General features: G+C 62.5%; 21 protein-coding genes. 13 read left to right on the plus strand and 8 right to left on the minus strand.

Features of this window, described 5'->3' with window-relative positions; translation table 11 throughout:
* Position 1: 1 nt before the first annotated feature.
* On the minus strand, positions 2 to 946 hold the full coding sequence (locus ACP153_RS16505) for a LysR family transcriptional regulator (RefSeq protein WP_424972119.1): 945 nt from the start codon (positions 944 to 946) through the stop codon (positions 2 to 4).
* Between the two features lie 101 nt (positions 947 to 1,047).
* Positions 1,048 to 1,806, minus strand: coding sequence for a DeoR/GlpR family DNA-binding transcription regulator (locus tag ACP153_RS16510; RefSeq protein ID WP_424972120.1), 759 nt, complete (start codon positions 1,804 to 1,806; stop codon positions 1,048 to 1,050).
* Positions 1,807 to 2,035: 229 nt separating this feature from the next.
* Between ACP153_RS16510 and glpD the strand changes: the two genes are divergently transcribed.
* From glpD to ACP153_RS16545, 7 genes are all read left to right on the plus strand, one after another.
* Positions 2,036 to 3,622 carry a glycerol-3-phosphate dehydrogenase gene (gene glpD, locus ACP153_RS16515; RefSeq protein WP_424972121.1) on the plus strand — a complete coding sequence of 529 codons (1,587 nt, stop codon included), beginning with the start codon at positions 2,036 to 2,038 and terminating at the stop codon, positions 3,620 to 3,622.
* 13 nt (positions 3,623 to 3,635) lie between these two features.
* Positions 3,636 to 4,724 carry an ABC transporter ATP-binding protein gene (locus tag ACP153_RS16520; protein ID WP_424972122.1) on the plus strand — a complete coding sequence of 363 codons (1,089 nt, stop codon included), beginning with the start codon at positions 3,636 to 3,638 and terminating at the stop codon, positions 4,722 to 4,724.
* An 11-nt stretch (positions 4,725 to 4,735) separates the two neighbouring features.
* A complete protein-coding gene (locus ACP153_RS16525; protein WP_424972123.1) occupies positions 4,736 to 5,812 on the plus strand; it encodes an ABC transporter ATP-binding protein in 1,077 nt (358 codons plus the stop codon).
* A complete protein-coding gene (locus tag ACP153_RS16530; RefSeq protein ID WP_424972124.1) occupies positions 5,812 to 6,681 on the plus strand; it encodes a carbohydrate ABC transporter permease in 870 nt (289 codons plus the stop codon). Before ACP153_RS16525 ends, ACP153_RS16530 begins: the two co-directional genes overlap by 1 nt.
* A gap of 3 nt (positions 6,682 to 6,684) precedes the next feature.
* Entirely contained in the window at positions 6,685 to 7,566 is an 882-nt protein-coding gene (locus ACP153_RS16535) for a carbohydrate ABC transporter permease (protein ID WP_424972125.1), read from the plus strand.
* A gap of 21 nt (positions 7,567 to 7,587) precedes the next feature.
* Positions 7,588 to 7,860 (plus strand): DUF2160 domain-containing protein, encoded by a 273-nt coding sequence (locus ACP153_RS16540; protein ID WP_424966175.1) that lies wholly within the window; start codon positions 7,588 to 7,590, stop codon positions 7,858 to 7,860.
* A gap of 77 nt (positions 7,861 to 7,937) precedes the next feature.
* Entirely contained in the window at positions 7,938 to 9,659 is a 1,722-nt protein-coding gene (locus ACP153_RS16545; RefSeq protein WP_424972126.1) for an ABC transporter substrate-binding protein, read from the plus strand.
* A 193-nt stretch (positions 9,660 to 9,852) separates the two neighbouring features.
* Here the strand turns inward: ACP153_RS16545 and ACP153_RS16550 are convergent, their stop codons facing one another.
* Positions 9,853 to 11,178, minus strand: coding sequence for an amidase (locus ACP153_RS16550; protein WP_424972127.1), 1,326 nt, complete (start codon positions 11,176 to 11,178; stop codon positions 9,853 to 9,855).
* 122 nt (positions 11,179 to 11,300) lie between these two features.
* On the opposite strand from ACP153_RS16550, the gene glpK reads away from it, so the two are divergent.
* Positions 11,301 to 12,788 carry a glycerol kinase GlpK gene (gene glpK / locus ACP153_RS16555; protein WP_424972128.1) on the plus strand — a complete coding sequence of 496 codons (1,488 nt, stop codon included), beginning with the start codon at positions 11,301 to 11,303 and terminating at the stop codon, positions 12,786 to 12,788.
* A gap of 207 nt (positions 12,789 to 12,995) precedes the next feature.
* Here the strand turns inward: glpK and ACP153_RS16560 are convergent, their stop codons facing one another.
* Positions 12,996 to 13,337 (minus strand): DUF2853 family protein, encoded by a 342-nt coding sequence (locus tag ACP153_RS16560; RefSeq protein ID WP_424972129.1) that lies wholly within the window; start codon positions 13,335 to 13,337, stop codon positions 12,996 to 12,998.
* Between the two features lie 139 nt (positions 13,338 to 13,476).
* Between ACP153_RS16560 and ACP153_RS16565 the strand changes: the two genes are divergently transcribed.
* Positions 13,477 to 13,860 (plus strand): DUF1761 domain-containing protein, encoded by a 384-nt coding sequence (locus ACP153_RS16565; RefSeq protein ID WP_424972130.1) that lies wholly within the window; start codon positions 13,477 to 13,479, stop codon positions 13,858 to 13,860.
* Positions 13,861 to 13,911: 51 nt separating this feature from the next.
* Here the strand turns inward: ACP153_RS16565 and ahcY are convergent, their stop codons facing one another.
* The gene (gene ahcY / locus ACP153_RS16570) at positions 13,912 to 15,300 is read right to left on the minus strand and encodes an adenosylhomocysteinase (RefSeq protein ID WP_424972264.1); all 1,389 of its coding nucleotides are present in this window, start codon (positions 15,298 to 15,300) and stop codon (positions 13,912 to 13,914) included.
* A 147-nt stretch (positions 15,301 to 15,447) separates the two neighbouring features.
* On the opposite strand from ahcY, the gene ACP153_RS16575 reads away from it, so the two are divergent.
* Positions 15,448 to 16,419 carry a glycosyltransferase family 8 protein gene (locus tag ACP153_RS16575; protein WP_424972131.1) on the plus strand — a complete coding sequence of 324 codons (972 nt, stop codon included), beginning with the start codon at positions 15,448 to 15,450 and terminating at the stop codon, positions 16,417 to 16,419.
* On the opposite strand, the gene ACP153_RS16580 is transcribed toward ACP153_RS16575, so the two are convergent.
* A complete protein-coding gene (locus tag ACP153_RS16580; RefSeq protein ID WP_424972132.1) occupies positions 16,416 to 16,727 on the minus strand; it encodes an S-adenosyl-L-homocysteine hydrolase in 312 nt (103 codons plus the stop codon). The two genes, ACP153_RS16575 and ACP153_RS16580, sit on opposite strands and share 4 nt — an antisense overlap.
* Before the next feature lie 254 nt (positions 16,728 to 16,981).
* Here ACP153_RS16580 and ACP153_RS16585 point away from each other — a divergent pair, with 254 nt between their 5' ends.
* On the plus strand, positions 16,982 to 17,572 hold the full coding sequence (locus ACP153_RS16585; RefSeq protein ID WP_424972133.1) for an HD domain-containing protein: 591 nt from the start codon (positions 16,982 to 16,984) through the stop codon (positions 17,570 to 17,572).
* Positions 17,569 to 18,060, plus strand: coding sequence for an N-acetyltransferase family protein (locus ACP153_RS16590; protein ID WP_424972134.1), 492 nt, complete (start codon positions 17,569 to 17,571; stop codon positions 18,058 to 18,060). Before ACP153_RS16585 ends, ACP153_RS16590 begins: the two co-directional genes overlap by 4 nt.
* 56 nt (positions 18,061 to 18,116) lie before the next feature.
* Here the strand turns inward: ACP153_RS16590 and ACP153_RS16595 are convergent, their stop codons facing one another.
* Entirely contained in the window at positions 18,117 to 18,671 is a 555-nt protein-coding gene (locus ACP153_RS16595) for an ActR/PrrA/RegA family redox response regulator transcription factor (protein WP_424966164.1), read from the minus strand.
* Between the two features lie 82 nt (positions 18,672 to 18,753).
* Positions 18,754 to 19,374, minus strand: a complete 621-nt coding sequence (locus ACP153_RS16600) for an SCO family protein (protein ID WP_424972135.1) — start codon at positions 19,372 to 19,374, stop codon at positions 18,754 to 18,756.
* Between the two features lie 101 nt (positions 19,375 to 19,475).
* Between ACP153_RS16600 and regB the strand changes: the two genes are divergently transcribed.
* Entirely contained in the window at positions 19,476 to 20,867 is a 1,392-nt protein-coding gene (regB, locus tag ACP153_RS16605) for a sensor histidine kinase RegB (protein ID WP_424972136.1), read from the plus strand.
* The last annotated feature ends 35 nt before the right edge of the window (positions 20,868 to 20,902 follow it).

The raw sequence follows: 20,902 nt of genomic DNA on the forward strand, positions 1-20,902 counted from the left end.
CCTAGCCGTCGATCAGGCGATAGCTGTCCTGCAGCCAGGGGTAGGCCTCGACCGTCGGCGCGATGCGGTGGCGGACCAGCAGGCTGCGCACGGCGCTTGCCACGCTGCGCGCGACCTCCTCGGCCTGGGGATCGGCGACGAAGATCGAGATCCGCCGCGCGAACCCCTTGCGTGGGAAGGGGATGAGGCGCACATCGCTCTGAAACCGGCGGGTGCGGGCATAGTTGCTGGGCGTGGTGATCGCCCAACCATCCCCTTGGGCGATGAGCGCGAGGATCGAGGAGGTGCTGTCAAACTCGAAGCTCGTTTCCAGATCGAGCCGCAGGCGCACGAGCTGCGCCTCGATGATGCTGCCGAGGATATGGGCGCGATTGTAACGCAGAAAGGGCACCCCCGCGCTGCCATCGAGAAACGCCTCCGGCGGCAGGGACATCCCCGCCGGCACGGCCAGCACGAAGGGATCGCGCAGCACCGGGAACTCCACCACATTCGGCAGGGGGGTCTGAGGCTGGGTCGCCATGCCCATATCCAGATCCCGGGTCCGCAAGAGATCGAGGATCTCGTGGCTGACCCGGGTCAGATGGATGAACTGGCAATCCGGCAGCTTGGCCGCCAGCATCCGCGTAATCTCGGGTCCGATATCGGTCTCGAAATCGTCGATCATAGCAAAGCGCAACCGCATGAGATGGTTCGGACTGGCCGCGTTCATCTCGGCTTGGGCATTGTCGAGAAGGCCCAAAACCTCCTCCACTGTGCGGAGATAGGCGAGGCCCTGGGCCGTGGGCACCATGGGGCGGCGACTGTGGTCCATAAGGGGTACGCCGAGATGGGCCTCGAGCGCCTTGAGCTGGTTGGACACCGCACTGATTGACTGACCTGTCGCCTCCGCCGCGCCCTGAACGGTGCCGGACTGGACCACATAGCGGAACACGCTCAGCCATTTCATGGATGGGTAAGTGGCCAGGGCGTCTCCCTCCGGTCAGATCAGATGCGGAACCAAGATGCAGGAAAGCGCGCCCAGCGCAACGGCTTGCGACCCGGGGTCGGTCAGACCACCACGACCCGGGTGCCCGCGTCCCGGCAGAGCGCCGTTGCTGCGGCCGGGATCGCCCGGTCGGTGAAGACCGCATCAACCTCCGCCAGAGTGCCGATCCGGACCGGCGCCTTGCGGTCAAACTTCGAGGCATCGGCCGCCAGAAAGACCTGATCACTGCGGCTGATGATGGCGCGGCTGACGCCCACTTCCTGCACGTCGAAATCGAGGATTTCGCCCTCCTCGTGCAAGGCCGAACAGCCGATCACGGCGTAGTCAAAGCGGAAATGCGCAATCGCATCCCGGGCCCGCTCTCCGATCAACCCACCATCGGAGCGGCGCAGATGACCGCCTGTGACCACCACTTCGATCTCGTGATTGCTCGACAGGATCGTCGCGATGTTGATGTTGTTGGTCACCACCAAGAGGCCCACATGGTGCGATAGTTCCGTCGCCACAGCCTCGGTCGTGGTCCCGATATTCAGAAACACCGAGCAGTCATTGGGGATCTCCCGCGCGCAAGCCCGGGCAATATCGACCTTGGCGGACTGGTTGAGCTGGCGCCGTTCGGAATAGCCGATATTGACCGTGGTCGAGGGCAGGATCGCCCCGCCATGGACGCGCTCAAGCTGGCCACTATCGGCGAGCTCCGACAGATCGCGGCGGATGGTCTGGGGCGTGACCCCGAAATGCTCCACCAGGCCTTCAACCGTCACCTTGCCCTCACGCCGCGCGATATTGATGATCTCGGGCTTTCGAATGGTCTGCGGCATTGCGGGGCTTTCCGGGTTGTCTCCTGCAGTTGTAGCGCGATTTTGCGCGTTTGATCAAATTTCATGCGTGATTCCCCGGAAAAACGAAGATCTGCGACCGGAAAAGAATCTCGCCAACACAGAGGTTTGCGCGATAACGAAGGAAAACGAACAAAAATATCTTCCTTTCATGATCGTTTTTTGCCAGAAACGAAGAAAGTCTCTGGAAACGGAGCGGGGGAGGATTAGGATGAACACGTCGTTTGACCTGCTTGTCATTGGGGGTGGCATCAATGGATGCGGCATCGCCCGGGACGCGGCAGGTCGGGGTTTGAATGTCGGTCTGGCCGAGATGAACGACATCGGGTCGGCGACATCCGCGGCCTCCACCAAGCTCTTTCATGGCGGTTTGCGCTATCTTGAATATTTCGAGATCCGGCTGGTCCGCGAGGCCCTGATCGAGCGCGAGACGCTTTTGCGGGCGATGCCCCACATTTCGTGGCCCATGCGGTTCGTGCTGCCCTACCACAAGAGCATGCGGTTCGATTCCTCGACCCCGACCTCGAAGCTTCTGGGCGTGCTGATGCCCTGGATGAAGGGCCGGCGCCCGTCCTGGCTGATCCGGGTGGGGCTGTTTCTCTATGACAATCTGGGTGGTCGGAAGATCCTGCCCGGCACGCGCAGCCTCGATCTGCGCAGCGCGCCCGAGGGCAAGCCGCTCGATCCGAAATTCGAGAAGGCCTACGAGTATTCCGATTGCTGGGTTGAGGATTCGCGGCTCGTGGTTCTGAACGCCCGGGATGCCGAGGCACGGGGCGCGTCGCTCCTGCTGCGCGAGAAAGTCACCTCTGCCCATGTGGAGGACGGGATCTGGCATGTGGCGCTGGAGAACACCGTCACCGGTGAGACCCGCGTGGTCCATGCCAAGATGGTCGTGAATGCCGCCGGGCCCTGGGTGAGCGATGTGCTCCACGGGGTGCTCAAGAGCAATGCGAGCGACGGCGTCCGTCTCGTGCGCGGCAGCCATATCGTGACCAAGCGGCTCTTCGAGCATGACAAATGCTACTTCTTCCAGGGCTCCGACGGGCGGATCATCTTCGCGATCCCCTATGAAACGGATTTCACCCTGATCGGGACCACGGATGCGGATCACACCGAGCCGTCCCGCAAGCCCGAGATCACACCCGAAGAGCAAAGCTATCTGATTGACTTCATCAACAAGTACCTCGCCAACCCGATCAGCGACGCCGACATCGTCTGGACCTATTCCGGCGTCCGTCCGCTTTACGATGACGGGGCGAGCACGGCGGCGGCGGCGACAAGGGATTATGTCCTCAAGGTCGATAGCAGTCGGGGTGCACCTGCCCTGAACGTTTTCGGCGGCAAGATCACCACCTATCGCTGCCTCGCCGAAAGCGCGATGGAAGCGATCGGCAAGGAACTGACCGTCACCGAAGGCCCGTGGACCGCAGGCGTGCCCCTGCCGGGCGGGGATTTCCCCGTGGATGGCGTGGCCGATCTGGTCGCAGGCCTGCGCGAGAGTTTTCCGTTTCTGACCGAGCGCTGGGCCCTGCGTCTGGTGCGCGCTTACGGGGTCGAGGCCCGCGAGATGCTGGGCACCGCCCAGAGCGAAGCGGATCTCGGCAAGGATTTCGGCGCGACCCTGACGGCGCGCGAGGTCGAATGGCTCATGGACAAGGAATACGCGCGCGAGGCGGCTGATGTCGTCTGGCGGCGCAGCAAGCTCGGACTGCGTCTGGACAGCGACGCAATCTCAAGCTTGGATGCATGGATGACCGCACGGCTCCGGTCATCGCACGCGGCAGCGGCGGAATAAGGGGGGAGGCCGAATGACACTCGAACTCAGGACCGTGTCAAAGGTCGTGAATGGGCAGACTCACATCTATCCCACTGATCTGACGCTCCAAAAAGGCACGATGAACGTGTTGCTCGGACCCACGCTTTCGGGGAAGACCTCTCTGATGCGGCTGATGGCCGGGCTCGATGTGCCGACCGAGGGCCAGATCTTCTGGGAGGGCACGGATGTCACCGGCATGCGGGTCCAGGACCGGCAGGTGGCCATGGTCTACCAGCAGTTCATCAACTACCCCTCCATGACCGTTTACGACAACATCGCCTCGCCCCTGCGGCTTTTGGGCAAGTCCAAGACCGAGATCGACGCGGCGGTGCGCAAATCCGCAGACCTGATGCAGCTCACCCCGATGCTGGAGCGCAAGCCCCTCGAACTTTCGGGGGGTCAGCAGCAGCGCTGTGCCCTCGCCCGCGCGCTGGTCAAGGATGCAGGGCTTGTATTGCTCGACGAGCCGCTGGCCAATCTCGACTACAAGCTGCGCGAGGAGCTGCGGGTCGAGATCCCAAAGATCTTTGAAGAGGCCGGGTCGATCTTCGTCTATGCCACGACCGAACCCGAAGAGGCGCTTCTTCTGGGCGGCAACACCGCCGCCATGTGGGAAGGCCGCGTCACGCAGTTCGGTCTGACCCCGGATGTCTATCGCCAGCCAGTGGATGCGACGACCGCGCGGGTCTTCAGCGATCCGCCCATGAACTTCCTCAAGGTCCGCAAGACCGGTGACCGCATCACCTTTGGCGATGGCCAGAGCGCGGCGGCCACGGGGCAGATGGCGACCCTGTCCGATGGGAGCTATCTCGCCGGGTTCCGCCCCAACCATGTGGAGATCGTCTCCCATACCGAAGGCGCGATGGAATTCGAAACCCGGTTGATCGTGACCGAACTTACGGGGTCGGAAACCTTCGTCCATCTCGATCACCACGGCGAGAAATGGGTCGGGCTGGTGCACGGGGTTCATGACCTCGAACTGGGCGCGGCCCTGCAGGTCTATCTCGACCCGCGCCATGTCTACATTTTCCGCGAAGATGGCGCGCTGGTGGCCCCGGCGTCCTACGCCCAGGCCGCGTAAGGAGCTGACCCATGGCCAAGATCACCCTGGACAACCTCGCCCATTCCTATCTGCCTTCGCCCAAGAGCGAGGATGACTACGCCCTCAAGGAGCTGAACCATGCCTGGGCCGATGGCGAGGCCTATGCCTTGCTCGGCTCTTCGGGTTGCGGGAAATCGACCCTTCTCAACATCATTTCGGGGCTGCTGGAGCCGAGCCAGGGCCGGATCCTTTTCGATGATCAGGACGTGACCCACGCCAGCACGGCGGATCGCAACATCGCGCAGGTGTTCCAGTTCCCCGTGGTTTACGACACGATGACCGTGCGCGATAACCTTGCCTTCCCGCTCAAGAACCGGGGCGCCAGCCCGCAATACATCGCCGAACGCGTGCAACAGATCGGCGCGATGATCGGGATGGAGGCGATGCTCGACAAGCGCGCCCGGGGCCTGACGGCGGATGCCAAGCAGAAGATCTCGCTCGGGCGCGGCATGGTCCGCGAGGATGTGAATGCGCTCCTGTTTGACGAGCCGCTCACCGTGATCGACCCCCATATGAAATGGGAGCTGCGGACCCAGCTGAAATCGCTCCACCACGAGTTCGGGCACACGATGATCTATGTGACCCATGACCAGACCGAGGCGCTGACCTTCGCGGACAAGGTCGTGGTCATGTATGACGGTCGCGTTGTGCAGATCGGCACGCCGCAGGAGCTCTTCGAGAAGCCCGAGCACACCTTTGTCGGCTACTTCATCGGCTCGCCGGGGATGAATGTCATCCCCGCCGCGATCGAGCGGAACATGGCCAATGTCCATGGCGCCCAGGTGTCCCTGACACAGGCCTTTGCACCGCTGTCGGGCAAGGTCGAGCTGGGCGTGCGCCCGGAATACGTCACCCTGACCGAGGGCGAGGGCCTGCCGGTGCAGGTGCGCCGGGTCGAGGATGTGGGCCGCCACAAGATCATCCGCGCGGACCTCTTCGGCACCGAAATCAACATCGTCGCGGGCGAAGACACCGCGATCTCGCCGGACATGACCCGGGTCACCTTCGATCCGGATCACGTGAACGTCTACGTGGACGATTGGCGCAAAGAGGGGGAGGCCGCCTGATGGAAAAGACAGTCAACCAAAAGGCATGGTTCCTGATCATCCCGGTGCTGCTGCTGGTGGCCTTCTCGGCGGTGATCCCGGTGATGACCGTGGTGAACTACTCGGTGCAGGACACGTTCGGGAACAACCAGTTCTTCTGGGCCGGGATCGAATGGTATGCCGAGATGCTCCAGTCCGAGCGGATGTGGGACGCGCTGGGTCGCCAGCTCATGTTCTCGGGCATTATTCTGGCCATTGAAATCCCGCTCGGGATCTTCGTGGCGCTCAACATGCCGAAGAGTGGCTTCTGGTCGAGCTTCTGCCTCGTGATGATGTCCCTGCCCCTGCTGATCCCGTGGAACGTGGTCGGCACGATCTGGCAGATCTTTGGCCGGGTGGATATCGGCTTGCTGGGCTATACGCTCGACGCGCTGGGGATTGAATACAACTACACGCAGGACGTGCTCGCCGCCTGGGCCACGATCATCGTCATGGATGTCTGGCACTGGACCTCACTGGTGGCCCTGCTGGCCTTTGCCGGGCTGAAATCAATCCCCGATGCCTATTATCAGGCGGCCAAGATCGATCAGGCGTCCCGCTGGAACGTGTTCCGCTATATCGAACTGCCCAAGATGATGGGCGTTCTGATGATCGCGATCCTGCTGCGCTTCATGGACAGCTTCATGATCTATACCGAGCCATTCGTCGTCACCGGCGGTGGGCCCGGCAACGCCACCACGCTGCTGTCGATTGATCTGGTGAAGATGGCACTGGGGCAGTTCGACCTCGGCCCCGCGGCAGCCTTCTCGATCATGTATTACCTCGTGATCCTGACGATCAGCTACGTGTTCTACACCGTCATGACCACCATGGACAAAAAGGAGGGCTGAGCGATGACCGACGCCACGAGCACTCTGAGCCCTGCGGCCAACAGCACCGCCGCCCCCAAGGCCACCGCCCGGCCCCGCCGGTTCCCGATCAAGGGATCGACCGTGGTCATGACGCTCTATCTCCTGTTCCTGCTCTTGCCGATCTACTGGCTGCTGAACATGAGCCTGAAGACCAATACCGAGATCCTGAACACCTTCTCGCTCTGGCCCAATGACCTGACCTTCGCGAATTACGCGACGATCCTGACGGATCCGGCCTGGTATATGGGCTATGTGAACTCGCTGATCTACGTGCTGATGAACACGGCGATCTCGCTGGCGGTGGCGCTGCCTGCAGCCTATGCCTTCAGCCGGTATTCGTTCATGGGCGACAAGCACCTGTTCTTCTGGCTGCTCACGAACCGCATGGCCCCGCCCGCGGTCTTCGCCCTGCCCTTCTTTCAGCTCTATTCCTCGGTGGGTCTGTTCGACACCCATATCGCCGTGGCGCTGGCCCATTGCCTCTTCAACGTGCCGCTCGCGGTCTGGATCCTCGAAGGCTTCATGCGGGGCGTCCCGAAAGAGATCGACGAGACCGCCTATATCGACGGCTACAGCTTTGGCAGCTTCTTCGTGAAGATCTTCATGCCGCTGATCTCGTCCGGTATCGGCGTGGCCGCGTTCTTCTGCTTCATGTTCTCCTGGGTCGAGCTGCTTCTGAGCCGCACCCTGACCACGGTGGACGCCAAGCCGATTTCGGCGATCATGACCCGGACCCAAGGGGCCGCAGGCATCGACTGGGGCGTGCTCGCCGCCGCCGGTGTGCTGACGATCATCCCGGGCGCGCTCGTGATCTACTTCGTCCGCAACTACATCGCCAAGGGCTTTGCCCTGGGCCGCGTTTAACTCAGCCGGGAGGGACCTGATATGGACTGGATGGCTTGGACCTGGCCGACGGCGATCTTCTTTATCTGCATTGCCACGATGCTCATCACGCTCACCGTGCTGGCCATCAAATTCCCCGAGACGCCCCGGAAGGGTGTGCTCGGGATGGAGACGACCCGCGGGGACCGTCTCTTCATCACGCTTCTCGGCTCGGCCTTTATCAATCTGGCCTGGCTGGGCGTGATCGGCGCCAATCAACCTTACGCGCTGATCGTCTGTCTGATCTATGCCGCAGCGGTGTTCCGCTGGGTATAGGGAGGAACCGGCAGCCCTCGGACATAGCGGGTCCAAGGGATGCCTAAAAAGTCTTTGGTTTCCATAGGGAGGAAATGATGACCTACACGCTAAAATCAAGTACGGCGCTCGCGCTGGCACTTGGGATGATGGGGGCACCGGCATTTGCCGATATGGACGCGGCCCGCGCATTCCTGGATGCCGAGATCGGCGATCTGTCCGTCCTGTCCCGCGCGGATCAGGAAGCGGAGATGCAGTTCTTCGTGGATGCAGCCGCGCCGTTCCAGGGCATGGACATCAAGGTGGTCTCCGAAACCATCGCGACGCACCAGTATGAGAGCGAAGTGCTCGCCCCCGCCTTCGAAGCCATCACCGGGATCAAGGTCACCCATGACCTGATCGGCGAAGGCGACGTGGTGGAAAAGCTGCAGACGCAGATGCAGTCCGGCGAGAACATCTATGACGCCTATATCAACGACAGTGACCTGATCGGGACCCACTGGCGCTACCAGCAGGTGCGCAACCTGACCGACTGGATGGCGGGCGAAGGCGCGGATGTGACGCTGCCGACGCTGGATGTCGAGGATTTCATCGGCACCTCCTTCACCACCGGCCCCGATGGCAAGCTCTATCAGCTGCCGACCCAGCAATTCGCGAACCTCTACTGGTTCCGCTATGACTGGTTCAACGACGAGAAGAACAAAGCCGACTTCAAGGCGGCTTATGGCTATGACCTCGGCGTTCCGGTGAACTGGACGGCCTATGAGGATATCGCGGAGTTCTTCACCGGGCGCGATCTGAGCCATCTGGGTGTCGAAGGCGAAGTCTTTGGCAACATGGATTACGGCAAGAAAGACCCGTCCCTCGGCTGGCGCTACACCGATGCGTGGATGTCCATGGCTGGTATGGGCGACGTGGGTGAGCCGAATGGCCTGCCCGTGGACGAGTGGGGCATTCGTGTGAACGAGAACTCCCAGCCCACCGGTTCCTGCGTGGCACGTGGCGGGGCGACCAACTCCCCGGCGGCAGTCTATGCTGTGACCAAGGCCATCGAATGGCTGCAGAAGTACTCGCCCCCGGCCGCCGCTGGCATGACCTTCTCCGAAGCCGGTCCGATCCCGGCGCAGGGGAACGTCGCCCAGCAGATGTTCTGGTACACCGCCTTCACCGCGGCCACGGTTGATCCCGACCTGCCCGTGATGAACGAGGATGGCACGCCCAAGTGGCGCATGGCCCCCTCGCCCCATGGTGTCTACTGGAAAGACGGCCAGAAGATCGGCTACCAGGACGCGGGTTCCTGGACCCTGATGCAGTCCACCCCGGTGGATCGCGCCAAGGCAGCCTGGCTCTATGCGCAGTTCGTGGTCTCCAAGACCGTCGACCTGAAGAAGTCCGATGTGGGTCTGACCTTCATCCGCGAGAGCACGATCGACAGCGAGCACTTCACCGAGCGCGCCCCGCGTCTCGGCGGTCTGGTGGAATTCTACCGCTCCCCGGCTCGGGTGGCCTGGTCGCCCACGGGCACCAATGTTCCGGATTATCCGAAGCTCGCACAGCTGTGGTGGCAGAATATCGGTGACGCCATGTCCGGTGCGAAGACCCCGCAGGAAGCGCTCGACGCCCTCTGCGCGGATCAGGAGCGTGTGCTCCAGCGTCTCGAGCGCGCAGGCGTTCAGGGCGATCTGGGTCCGGTGCTGAATGACGAGATGAGTGCCGAGCACTGGTTCTCGCAGCCCGGCGCGCCCTACGCCAAGCTGGAGAACGAGGACGAAGAGCCTCAGACCGTCGCCTATGACGAGCTGATCAAGTCCTGGCAGTAATCCAGGTCTGACAGATCAGATCCAACTATTCACGGGGCGGGCTGCTTTGGCGGCCCGTCCTCCCCCGGCCCCCGCGCCCCGCGCAGAGTAGCCGCATCCACCACAGAGATCTCCGCAAGTCAGAGCCATGCCGTTGCCACCGCCCGCCTTTTCGCCGGATGCGCCCCGTGCGCAGGCTTGGCCCGGTCGCCGCTCAGAGCGTCTCGAGATACTCCGCCACCCACATCGCCTTGGCCAAAAGCGCCTTGTCCTCGCCGCGCCGTCCGACGAGCTGCACACCGAGCGGCAGCTCTCCGGCGCCATGAGGCAGAGGCAGGGTGATGCAGGGCGTGCCCATGAAGGTCCACAGCCCGTTGAAGATCGAATCCCCCGTGCTTTCGAGCCCATGGGGTGCTGCGCCCAGCGCGGGCGGGCAGATCAGGCAATCGACCTTGCTGAACAGCTCTTCGAGCCCGGCATAAAGTGGCTCGCGCTGGCGCAGGGCCGCGACGTAATCCGTGGCCGCCGTGGCTGCCCCATCCTCCATCGCGTTGCGGGTCACCTCGCTCAACAGGTCCCAACCTGCGCTGCGATAGCGCCGGTAATGCCAGGCCATTTCGACGAAATTGATCACCGCCCGCTCGTCGGCCACATGGGCAAAGCCCTCAGGCAGGGTCAGGGGAACAGCCCCCAGATCCGCCGCGAGCGCATCGAGCCGCTTTTGCATATCCGGGGTCGCGCGGTCCCATTCCGGCGGGTGCACATACCCAAAGACCGGACGGCGACTGGCCGCGCGCAGCACCGGCGCGCCTGCATCCTCCCGCAGGCGTGCCGGGTCGCTGTCCTCGGCACCGGTCAGGAGGGCGACGGCAATGGCCGCATCCTTGGGATCGCGGGCAAAAACCCCCAGCGTATCCAGCGTGTGGGACTGCATGCAGACCCCGGCGCGCGGGATCGCATCGAAGCTCGGCTTCATCCCCACCACACCGCAAAAGGCCGCGGGCCGGATGACCGACCCGCCGGTCTGGGTTCCGATGGCCAGCGGCACCATGCCAGCAGCCACAGCTGCAGCCGAGCCCGCCGAGGAGCCGCCGGGCGTATGCGCCGGGTTATGAGGGTTCCGGGTCGCCGTGGGGTTCATGAAGGCAAGCTCGGTCGTCGTGGTCTTTCCCAGAATGACCGCCCCCGCCGCGCGCAACCGCGCCGTGACCCAGGCATCCGCCTCGGGCCGACGCCCCTGATCGGGCGGTGTGCCGTTCGCCGTGGGCATGTCGCTCGTATCAATCACATCCTTCAGCCCGACGGGGATCCCGTGAAGCGGGCCGAGCGCGGCCCCCGCCGCCGCCCTTGCATCACATTCCGTGGCTTGGGCCCGGGCCAGCTCGGGATCGAGAAACGCCCAGGCGCCGACCTCCGGCTCCCGCTCCGCGATGCGCGCGAGGCAGGCATCGGTCACAGCCAAAGCCGTCACTTCACCAGCGCGCAGCGCTTTTTGTAACTCAAGGAGGGTCAGGTCGGGGATCGTTTCAGGCGCTATCATGCCCGCAGTTGACTGCATTCTGGGCGATTTGGAAAGGATGAGAAATCACCCCATCCGCATCGACAGACCCGAGGCAAGCGCCTACACCTGAGCCTGTTTCAGCCAAGACCGGGGAGGGTCACGTGCGCCACATACTCGCCATCGATCAGGGGACCACATCGAGCCGCGCCATCATCTTCGACGCGGAGATGAAAATCGTGGCTTCCGACCAGGAGGAATTCGCGCAGCATTATCCCGATAGCGGGTGGGTCGAGCATGACCCGGAGGATCTGTGGCAGACCGTGTTGCGCACCTGCCGCGGAGCGCTGGACAAGGCCGGGCTGAGCGCGGGCGACATCGCCGCCATCGGCATCACCAACCAGCGCGAGACCACGGTGGTTTGGGACAAGGTGACCGGGGCCGCGATCCACAACGCGATCGTCTGGCAGGACCGCCGCACCGCGCCTTACTGCGCCGAACTGCGCGCAGCAGGGTCGGACGCGCTGATTACGGCCCAGACCGGGCTCTTGGCCGACCCTTACTTCTCCGGCACCAAGCTGAAATGGATCCTCGATACGGTCGAGGGTGCGCGGGATCGCGCCAAGGCGGGTGATCTTCTCTTTGGCACAGTGGACAGCTTCCTGATCTGGCGGCTGACCGGCGGCAAAGCCCATGTGACCGACGCGACCAACGCGGCGCGGACCATGCTCTACGACATTCACAACGGCGCGTGGAGCAGTGAGATCTGCGCTCTCTTCGACATCCCCATGGGGATGCTGCCCGATGTGCATGACTGCGATGCGGAGTTCGGTATCTGTGAGCCCGAGCATATTGGCGCCGCGATCCCGGTGCTCGGCGTTGCGGGTGATCAGCAGGCCGCCACCATCGGACAGGCCTGTTTCGAGCCCGGCATGCTGAAATCCACCTATGGTACGGGCTGTTTTGCCCTGCTGAACACGGGCGAGACGGCGGTGACCTCGACCAACCGGCTGCTGACGACCATCGCCTATCAGTTTGACGGCAAGCCGACCTATGCGCTCGAAGGCTCGATCTTCGTGGCCGGGGCCGTGGTGCAATGGCTGCGCGACGGGCTGGGGATCATCAAGAGCGCGGGCGAGACCCAACCGCTGGCCGAGACCGCAGACCCCCATGATCCCGTGATCCTGGTGCCCGCCTTCACCGGGCTCGGCGCGCCCTATTGGAATGCGGAATGCCGGGGGGCGGTGTTTGGCCTGTCTCGCGGCTCTGGTCCGGCGGAGTTTGCCCGAGCCGCGCTGGAAAGCGTCGGCTATCAGACCCGCGACCTGCTGGAAGCGATGCATAAGGACTGGTCCGCCTCGGGCGCGCAACCGACCCTGCGGGTGGATGGCGGTATGGTGGCAAGCGATTGGGCCATGCAATTCCTCGCCGATATCATCGACGCGCCTGTCGACCGCCCCGAGATCACCGAGACCACGGCCATGGGTGTCGCGTGGCTTGCAGGGCAGAAGGTCGGCCTCTTCCCGGATCGCGCGGGCTTTGCCGAGAACTGGGCGTTGGAGCGGCGGTTTGAGCCGGCCATGGAGGCCGCCACGCGGGACGCCAAATACGCCGCGTGGCAACGTGCCGTGGCCGCAACGCTGCAGGCGTAACACGCAAGGCCCAAAAACGGAAATGGAGGGTCCCAACCCCTTAGGACCCTCCACCGTACCCACATGTTACTCTGACGAGCGCACCACACGTGTATCTGATTAGGGTCCTGCCTTCCTGGCGGGACGTCTATTGAATACTGCAAACGCAGCATAATCCCAAACACCAAGTGCGAAGGATTTGCTGCGTTTTATCCGAAAATCCGAGGCTTAGCCGTAGACGGACTCTTTCCCGAAATGCTTGGTCAGCATGTAATAGACCACGGCGCGATACTTGTTGCGCTCGGATTTGCCATAGGTCTCGATCACGCTGTTGATCCCGTCCATGAGCTCCGGCCCATCCGCAAGACCCAGCTTCTTGATCAGGAAATTGGTCTTCACTGTCTCCAGCTCGCCTTCCTGCGAGCTCGCCACGGTGGACGCATCCGCGTCATAGATCGACGGTCCGCAGCCGATGGTCACCTTAGTCAGCAGGTCCATATCCGGATCCATGCCGCATTTGCTTTTGAGGTCGTCCGCGTATTTCGCAATCAGGTCGTCGCGCTTGCCCATGCTCTTCTCCCTAGTCATTGACCGGGCCTGCCGCCCGATGAAGGGAGACTGGCAATCCCTGAGGCAGAAATAAAGTCCAAAGCTCGCCTATCGGATGTAAACTGCCGAGGAAGCGGCCCAGGGCGGAAGGAGATAGGTCATGGAGTTGATTTCGGTTGTCGTTGCAGGCGTCGTCGCCTGGATGTTTGGTGCGGTCTGGTACATGACCCTCGGCCAGCGCTGGATGGACGCCGCGCAGCTGACCGAGGAGGACACAAAGGCGACCGGACCCCTGCCCTATATTGTCTCGCTGATCACCGCGATCCTCGTGGCGGGCATGACCCGGCATATCTTTGCCAGCTCCGGCGTGGATAGCCTGATTTCGGGCGCAGTCACCGGCTTTGGCCTTGGCGCCTTCATCGCGGCCCCGTGGATCGTCAACAACATCCTCTTCTCGATCCGGGATAAATCCCTGATCTGGATGGATTGCGGCTATCCAATTGGCGCGATGACCCTGATGGGGATCGTACTGAGCCTCTTGTGAAACGCAAACGGCTGGCCCAAGAGCCAGCCGTCGCACCGGATCTGTCCGGGATCAGTAGCGGTAGTGCTCGGGTTTGTAGGGCCCCTCAACCGTGACGCCAATATAGTCGGCCTGCTCCTTGGCGAGCTCGGTCAGCTTGGCGCCGACCTTGGCCAGATGCAGCTTGGCGACCATCTCGTCCAGATGTTTCGGCAGCACATAGACCTCATTCTTGTACTGGTCGCCCTTGGTCCAGAGCTCGATCTGCGCCAGCACCTGATTGGTGAAGGAGGCGGACATCACGAAGGACGGGTGCCCGGTCGCATTGCCGAGGTTCAACAGTCGGCCCTGGGACAGCAGGATCATGCGGTTGCCCGAGGGCATCTCGATCATGTCCACCTGATCCTTGATGTTGGTCCATTTGTGGTTCTTCAGGGCCGCGACTTGGATCTCATTGTCGAAATGGCCGATATTGCCGACGATCGCCATGTCCTTCATCTCGCGCATATGCTCGATGCGGATGACGTCCTTGTTGCCCGTAGTGGTGATGAAGATATCCGCATCGGCCACGGTGTCTTCGAGGGTCACGACCTCGAACCCGTCCATCGCCGCCTGCAGGGCGCAGATCGGATCGATCTCGGTGACCTTCACGCGCGCACCAGCGCCCCGCAAGGAGGCAGCGGAACCCTTGCCCACATCGCCATAGCCACAGACGACGGCGACCTTGCCCGCCATCATCGTGTCGGTCGCCCGGCGGATCCCGTCCACCAGGCTCTCCTTGCAGCCGTATTTGTTGTCGAATTTCGACTTGGTCACGCTGTCATTCACGTTGATGGCCGGGAAGGGCAGCTGGCCGTCGCGCATCAGTTCATAAAGGCGGTGAACACCGGTGGTCGTCTCTTCGGAAACGCCCTTGATCTGGTCGCGCATCTTGGTGAACCAACCCGGGCTCGCCTCCATGCGCTTGGCGATCTGCGCCTTGATCACCGCTTCCTCTTCGGATTGCGGCACCGGGATGATATCCTCGCCCGCCTCGGCCCGCGCCCCGAGCAGGATGTAAAGCGTCGCATCGCCCCCATCGTCGAGGATCAGGTTCGGTCCTTCGGGGAACATGAAGGACTTGTCGAGATAGTCCCAATGCTCCTCCAGGCTCTGACCCTTGATCGCAAAGACCGGGATGCCCGCCGCCGCAATCGCCGCCGCCGCATGGTCCTGGGTCGAGAAGATGTTGCAGGAGGCCCAGCGCACATCCGCGCCCAGCGCCACCAGCGTTTCGATCAGCACGGCGGTCTGGATCGTCATGTGCAGCGAGCCAACGATGCGCGCCCCGCTCAGGGGTTTCTTCGCACCATACTCCTCCCGCAGGGCCATCAGACCGGGCATTTCGGTCTCGGCGATATCCAGTTCCTTGCGGCCGAACTCGGCGAGGGAGACGTCTTTGACGGTATAATCGAGCGACACCGGGATCATCCTTCTGCGTGCATCTGCATTTGTTCCCGTCGCAGTAGCACCAGCGGCCTTGAACAACAACGCCAGATCATTTTTCGATTCCGTCAGGCGACCTGTTGCCCCAAGGTGCATTGGAAAGAACAAGAAGCAGGTAACCCTGTGACAGACGTCAAACTCCTGAAATCCTCAGGCGCGCCGATCCACGACCGAGCTGTCGGGTTCTGCAGCGATGTCAATTATCTTCCTTTCGCCGCCTTCGCGGCCAATCAGATCGCCGAGCTGCACCCGGACCGGGATTTCGACATCTTCATCGCCTCCAATGAAGACCTGCCACAGATCCCGGTTCTGCAGGCCCATGGGGTCCGGCTGCTGCAGGTCGATATGGGGACACGGTTCGCGGGGCTGCGCCTGGATGCGCGGCGGACCGAGGCCGTTTATCTGCGCTTGGCTCTGCCAGCGCTGCTGAGTGCCGAGTACCAGCGCATCCTCTATCTCGATTCCGATATCTTTTGCGCGCGGGCCGGCATAGGAGCTCTGTTGCAGGCCGATATGGACGGGACAGCCATCGCAGCGGTGCGGGACAACATCCAATGGCGCACCCCGGAACGGAGGCCCGAGCAGTACCGCCGGTTCGGTTGGCCCGGTGGCCCCTATTTCAACTCAGGCGTCACGATGATCGACACGGCCCAGTTCCGGGATAGCGATCTGGAGGCGCGCTGCATCGCTTTCGGGCGCGAAAAAAAGGGCATCCTCGTGGGCCATGATCAAACCTTGCTGAACTGCGTTCTCCGCGGGGACTGGGCCGAGATGTCACCGCGCTGGAACTGGCAGTTTACCTGGGCCTCGGCCCTCTATGCGCTGACCGAAGATGCGCGGATTTTCCACTTCATCGGTCCACGAAAACCGTGGCAGTGCCATGATGGCGTCTTTCCCGGCTTCATCAGCCGCGCGTTTCGGGAGTTTCTGGAGGGGCATTTTCCGGATCGAAACCCAGCGCCTTTGCCCAAGACCCCCCTGCAGGATCGGCGCAAGCTGCTCAAATCACTGGGCAAGCATATGGTGTCTCAGCGCAAGATGGAGGCGTATCTTGCCCGCTTCCCCGATGACATGATCCTGCAGCGACCGAGCTAAGATCCGTGGAGCGCGGGCACCGCGTAGCTTGCCATGATCTGCTCCGCATCGCGGCCCGCCAAAGCGGAAGAGCCGGAATCCAGCGTGCAGGCCATGCCAGAGGACCGATAGGCCACGAGGGTCCAGGTTCCGGCCTCCTCGTTCTGCCAAAGGACCATGCTCCCGTCTTCGGAGCTTTCGACCGGGCGCTCGCCATACCAATCGATCAGACCGGCATCGAGCTCTTCTGCGGTCATGCAGGTGGAGGCCCCCTGCGCCAAAGCCAGGGTCGGGACAAACAAAGCAGCGATGAAAACACGTTTAAACATGACAACCTCCGATACCGAAACGCCGTGACCTGAAAACCCGTTCCAAAATATGGTGGCCTCGCGGCGCTAACTACACACCGCCGCGAGGTCATGGACTTCCATGTCTGCAAGCAGACTCTGCACTCGTACATGGGACAGCATGACAGCAGTTGAATGGCAGAACTATGAACTCGGTCACACAGACACGAGGAATTGAGCTTCGTGTCGGCCCGGCGTAGGACTGAGCCAGCGCCGCAACGAATGAGACTTCATCAATGGCACCTCCCCGCGCTTGGCAACGGATGCTCTCGGGCCGCAGACTGGATCTGCTGGACCCCACCCCCATGGATATCGAAATCGAGGATATCGCCCATGGTCTCGCCTTCGTGGCGCGGTGGAACGGGCAAACCCTTGGAAATTATGCCTATTCCGTCGCCGAGCATTCGCTTCTGGTTGAGACGCTCTATAGCCGGATGGCGCCCAAGGCGCCGGTGCAATGGCGGCTCGCGGCGCTTCTCCATGATGCACCGGAATACGTGATCGGCGACATGATCTCGCCGGTGAAGGCGGCGGTCGGGCCGGGTTATGCGGCCCTGGATGAGCGTTTGACGGCCGCCATTCATTTGCGCTTCGGTTTGCCCGCACAGTTGCCGAAAACCGTGAAATCCGCGATCAAACGCGCGGATAAGGTCAGCGCCTGGCTTGAAGCGACTCAAATCGCGGGATTCGCCGAGACCGAAGCGACCAAATTCTTTGGCTGTCCGAAGCCCGAGATCATCGAGGGGCTCAGCCTTGAACTCCGGCCCCCGGTCGAGGTCCGCGCCGCCTTCACCGCCCGACACCACGCCCTTCTGGAGCAGCTATGAGCCTCAAGATCCGCCGCGCGGGTCCTTTGGATGCCCGCCCCATGGCCGAATTGTTGAACGCGATCATCCGCAAGGGCGGCACAACCGCCTTTGTCGAAGAGGTGACCGCCGACACCCTGCTTGGCTGGTTCGCTATCGATCCAGACCGCGCGGTCTGGCATATCGCCGAGGATGCGGGTGGCGAGGTTCTGGGCTTTCAATCCATTGAGCCGCGCGGATCGCTGCCGCCCGAGGCCTGCGACATCGCCACCTTCGTCAAGCTCGGCCAGACCGGTCTGGGGATCGGCAGCAAGCTCTTTGCTGCCAGTACCGAGGCCGCGCGGGCCTTGGGCTATGCCTGGATCAATGCCACGATCCGCGCCGACAATGAGAGCGGTCTGACCTATTACCAGAGCCGCGGGTTTGAGGATTATGCCCGTCACAAGGATGTGGCGCTGGGCAATGGGCTGATCGTCGACCGGGTCAGCAAGCGCTACGATCTGGACTGAGCATCAAAGAAAAGGCCCGCCAGAGGCGAGCCGTTTCAATCCAGATCAAGCCGGGATCAGCGCGGGCTGCGCTTGGCCAGGATCCGCTGCAGGGTCCGGCGATGCATGTTCAGCCGCCGGGCAGTCTCGGAGACGTTGCGATCGCAGAGCTCATAGACCCGCTGGATATGCTCCCACCGGACGCGATCCGCGGACATCGGGTTCTCGGGCGGGGGCGGCAGTTCATCGGGCCGCGCCAGAAGCGCCGAGGTGATGTCGTTGGCATCCGCGGGCTTGGACAGATAATCGGTTGCGCCGATCTTCACTGCGGCCACAGCCGTCGCAATGGCGCCGTACCCGGTCAGTACGACGATCCGGGCATCCGGACGGCGTTCGCGCAGGACCTCAACCACGTCGAGCCCGTTGCCATCTTCAAGCCGCAAATCCACCACCGCATAGGCCGGGGGCCGCGCCGTGGCGATCGCCTTGCCCGCCGCAACGGAGCCGGCCATTTCCGGTTCGAACCCACGTTTCTCCATCGCCCGAGCGAGGCGACGCAGGAACGGTTCATCATCATCGACGAGAAGAAGGGACGCGTCAGGGCCGATGTCTCGGGCTGTCTGTTCGGTCATCTATCCCCCAAGGTTCGAATTGGTAATTATCTTTCGTTTCTATTTCTCTAGTGTCATTTTGTCTCGGGGTCAAACCTCGACCTCAGGTTGAATGCTCGACAAAGCACGCTACCCGCTCCGCCATTTGCGTGGGGGACGCTTCCCTGCGGAAAAAATCAGCAAAACCGCTCTCCGGCATCATCAGATAGGTGAAGGTCGAGTGGTCCACGAGGTAGTATTCCGGGTCACCCTCCTGCTTGCGGTAGTAGGTTTTGTAGGCCTTGGAGGCGGCCGCCACCTGCTCTGCCGAGCCGGTCAGGCCGAGCATGTCCGGATGCATCGCATCGGTGAAATACTCCACCACATCCGGCGTGTCCCGCTCCGGGTCGATCGAGATGAAGACCGGCTGCACATCGATGCCCCGCTCCTGCAGCAGATCCACCGCCTCGGCATTGCGCGCCACATCCAGCGGGCAGACATCCGGGCAGAACGTATAGCCGAAATAGATCAGGGAGGGTTTGGTGATCACCTCGGCGTCTGTCACAGTCTCGCCGGTCTCCGAGACCAGCTCGAACGGGCCGCCGATCGAGGCGCTTCCCGTCGCCACGACGCCACCGCGACACTGGGCCAGCGGATCATCGGGCGAATTGAAGAAGGCCATATAGACCGTCCCGCCAATCAAAGCTGTCACAAGGGCAATGGCCGTCCCGGCATAGAGTTTCATCGAGCGCGTCTCCCATCCGTTCACATCGACTTCTCTTGTCTTCTTAGATGGGGTGGCTCTATGGTCTAGGTCCAGACACCTGTGACACTTCGACCGAGGGAATGACCGAGACCGCCACGCCTCCTGTTGTTCCCAAGGACCGCAGCACCTGGGTCCGCCTGCGCACATTGATCCTGTTGCGCTGGCTTGCGATCACCGGGCAGATCGTGACGATTGCGGTCGCCTCGCAGGTGCTGAACCTCACGCTGAATTACGGTCTGCTCTATCTCGCGATCGGGGCCTCCTTCATCGCCAATACGGTGGCGATGTTCGTCTATCCCGAGAACAAGCGCCTGTCCGAAAACGAGGCGATGCTGACGCTGATGTTCGACGTCTCGCAGCTGGCTTTCCTGCTCTATCTGACCGGCGGGCTGAACAATCCCTTCGCGCTCCTGATCCTGGCGCCCGTGACGATCTCGGCGGCGACGCTGCGCCTGCGCTCAACCCTGATCCTCGGGGTGGTGGCCATGTGTCTGGTGAGCCTCGTGGCCTTTATTCACGTGCCTTTACGCACCGAACAGGGCTTCATCCTGCGCATGCCCGAGGTGCTCGTCTTCGGGTTCTGGTGCGCGATCATCATCGGGGTCGTCTTCCTCGGGGCCTATGCCTACCGGGTGACGGGTGAGACAAATTCCATGTCAGAGGCGCTGCTTGCGACGCAAATGGCCCTGGCCCGGGAGCAGAAACTGACGGATCTCGGCGGGGTGGTGGCTGCGGCCGCCCATGAGTTGGGAACGCCGCTGGCCACGATCAAACTGGTCAGCCAGGAGCTGGCCGAGGAACTGGACGATCCGGTGCTTAAGGAAGATGCCGAGCTGATCCGCGATCAGGCGGATCGATGTCGCGATATCCTGCGCTCCATGGGGCGGGCCGGGAAGGACGATCTGCACCTCAAAACCGCCCCCCTCGGGACCGTGGTTCGGGAGGCGGCCGAGCCCCATTCCCAGCGTGGCAAATCACTTCATTTTGATGTCTCGCCAGCCCCCGGCGGCAGCAATCAGCAACCCACGATCCGCCGTCACCCGGAGATTATCCACGGGGTGCGCAACCTCGTGCAGAACGCCGTGGACTTCGCCGAGGCCAATGTCTGGATTGATCTGCACTGGACTGACGAGGTGATCCTCGTGCGGATCATTGATGATGGCGAGGGGTACCCTACGCATCTGCTGGGCCGGATCGGCGACCCGTTCGTGCGCAAACGCAAGGCCGCCAGCGACCCGCGCCGCCCGGGGTATGAGGGGATGGGGCTCGGTCTTTTCATCGCCAAGACCCTGTTGGAGCGGACTGGCGCCGAGATGAGCTTTGCCAATGGTTCGGACCCGTTCCTGCCCAAGGAAGAGCGCCCCGTGCGGAGCGGCGCCATTGTCGAGGCGATCTGGCCCCGCGAGCAGATTGCCCTGCCGGAAACCGGTGACAGTGTCGCCCTTGGCGAGAACCAACCCATCGAAGTTTAAGGCGGTGTTAACCATTGCTTGGCAGAACTGTCTAA

This window comes from Dinoroseobacter sp. S76 (genome assembly GCF_049801095.1).
Lineage (GTDB): Bacteria > Pseudomonadota > Alphaproteobacteria > Rhodobacterales > Rhodobacteraceae > Dinoroseobacter.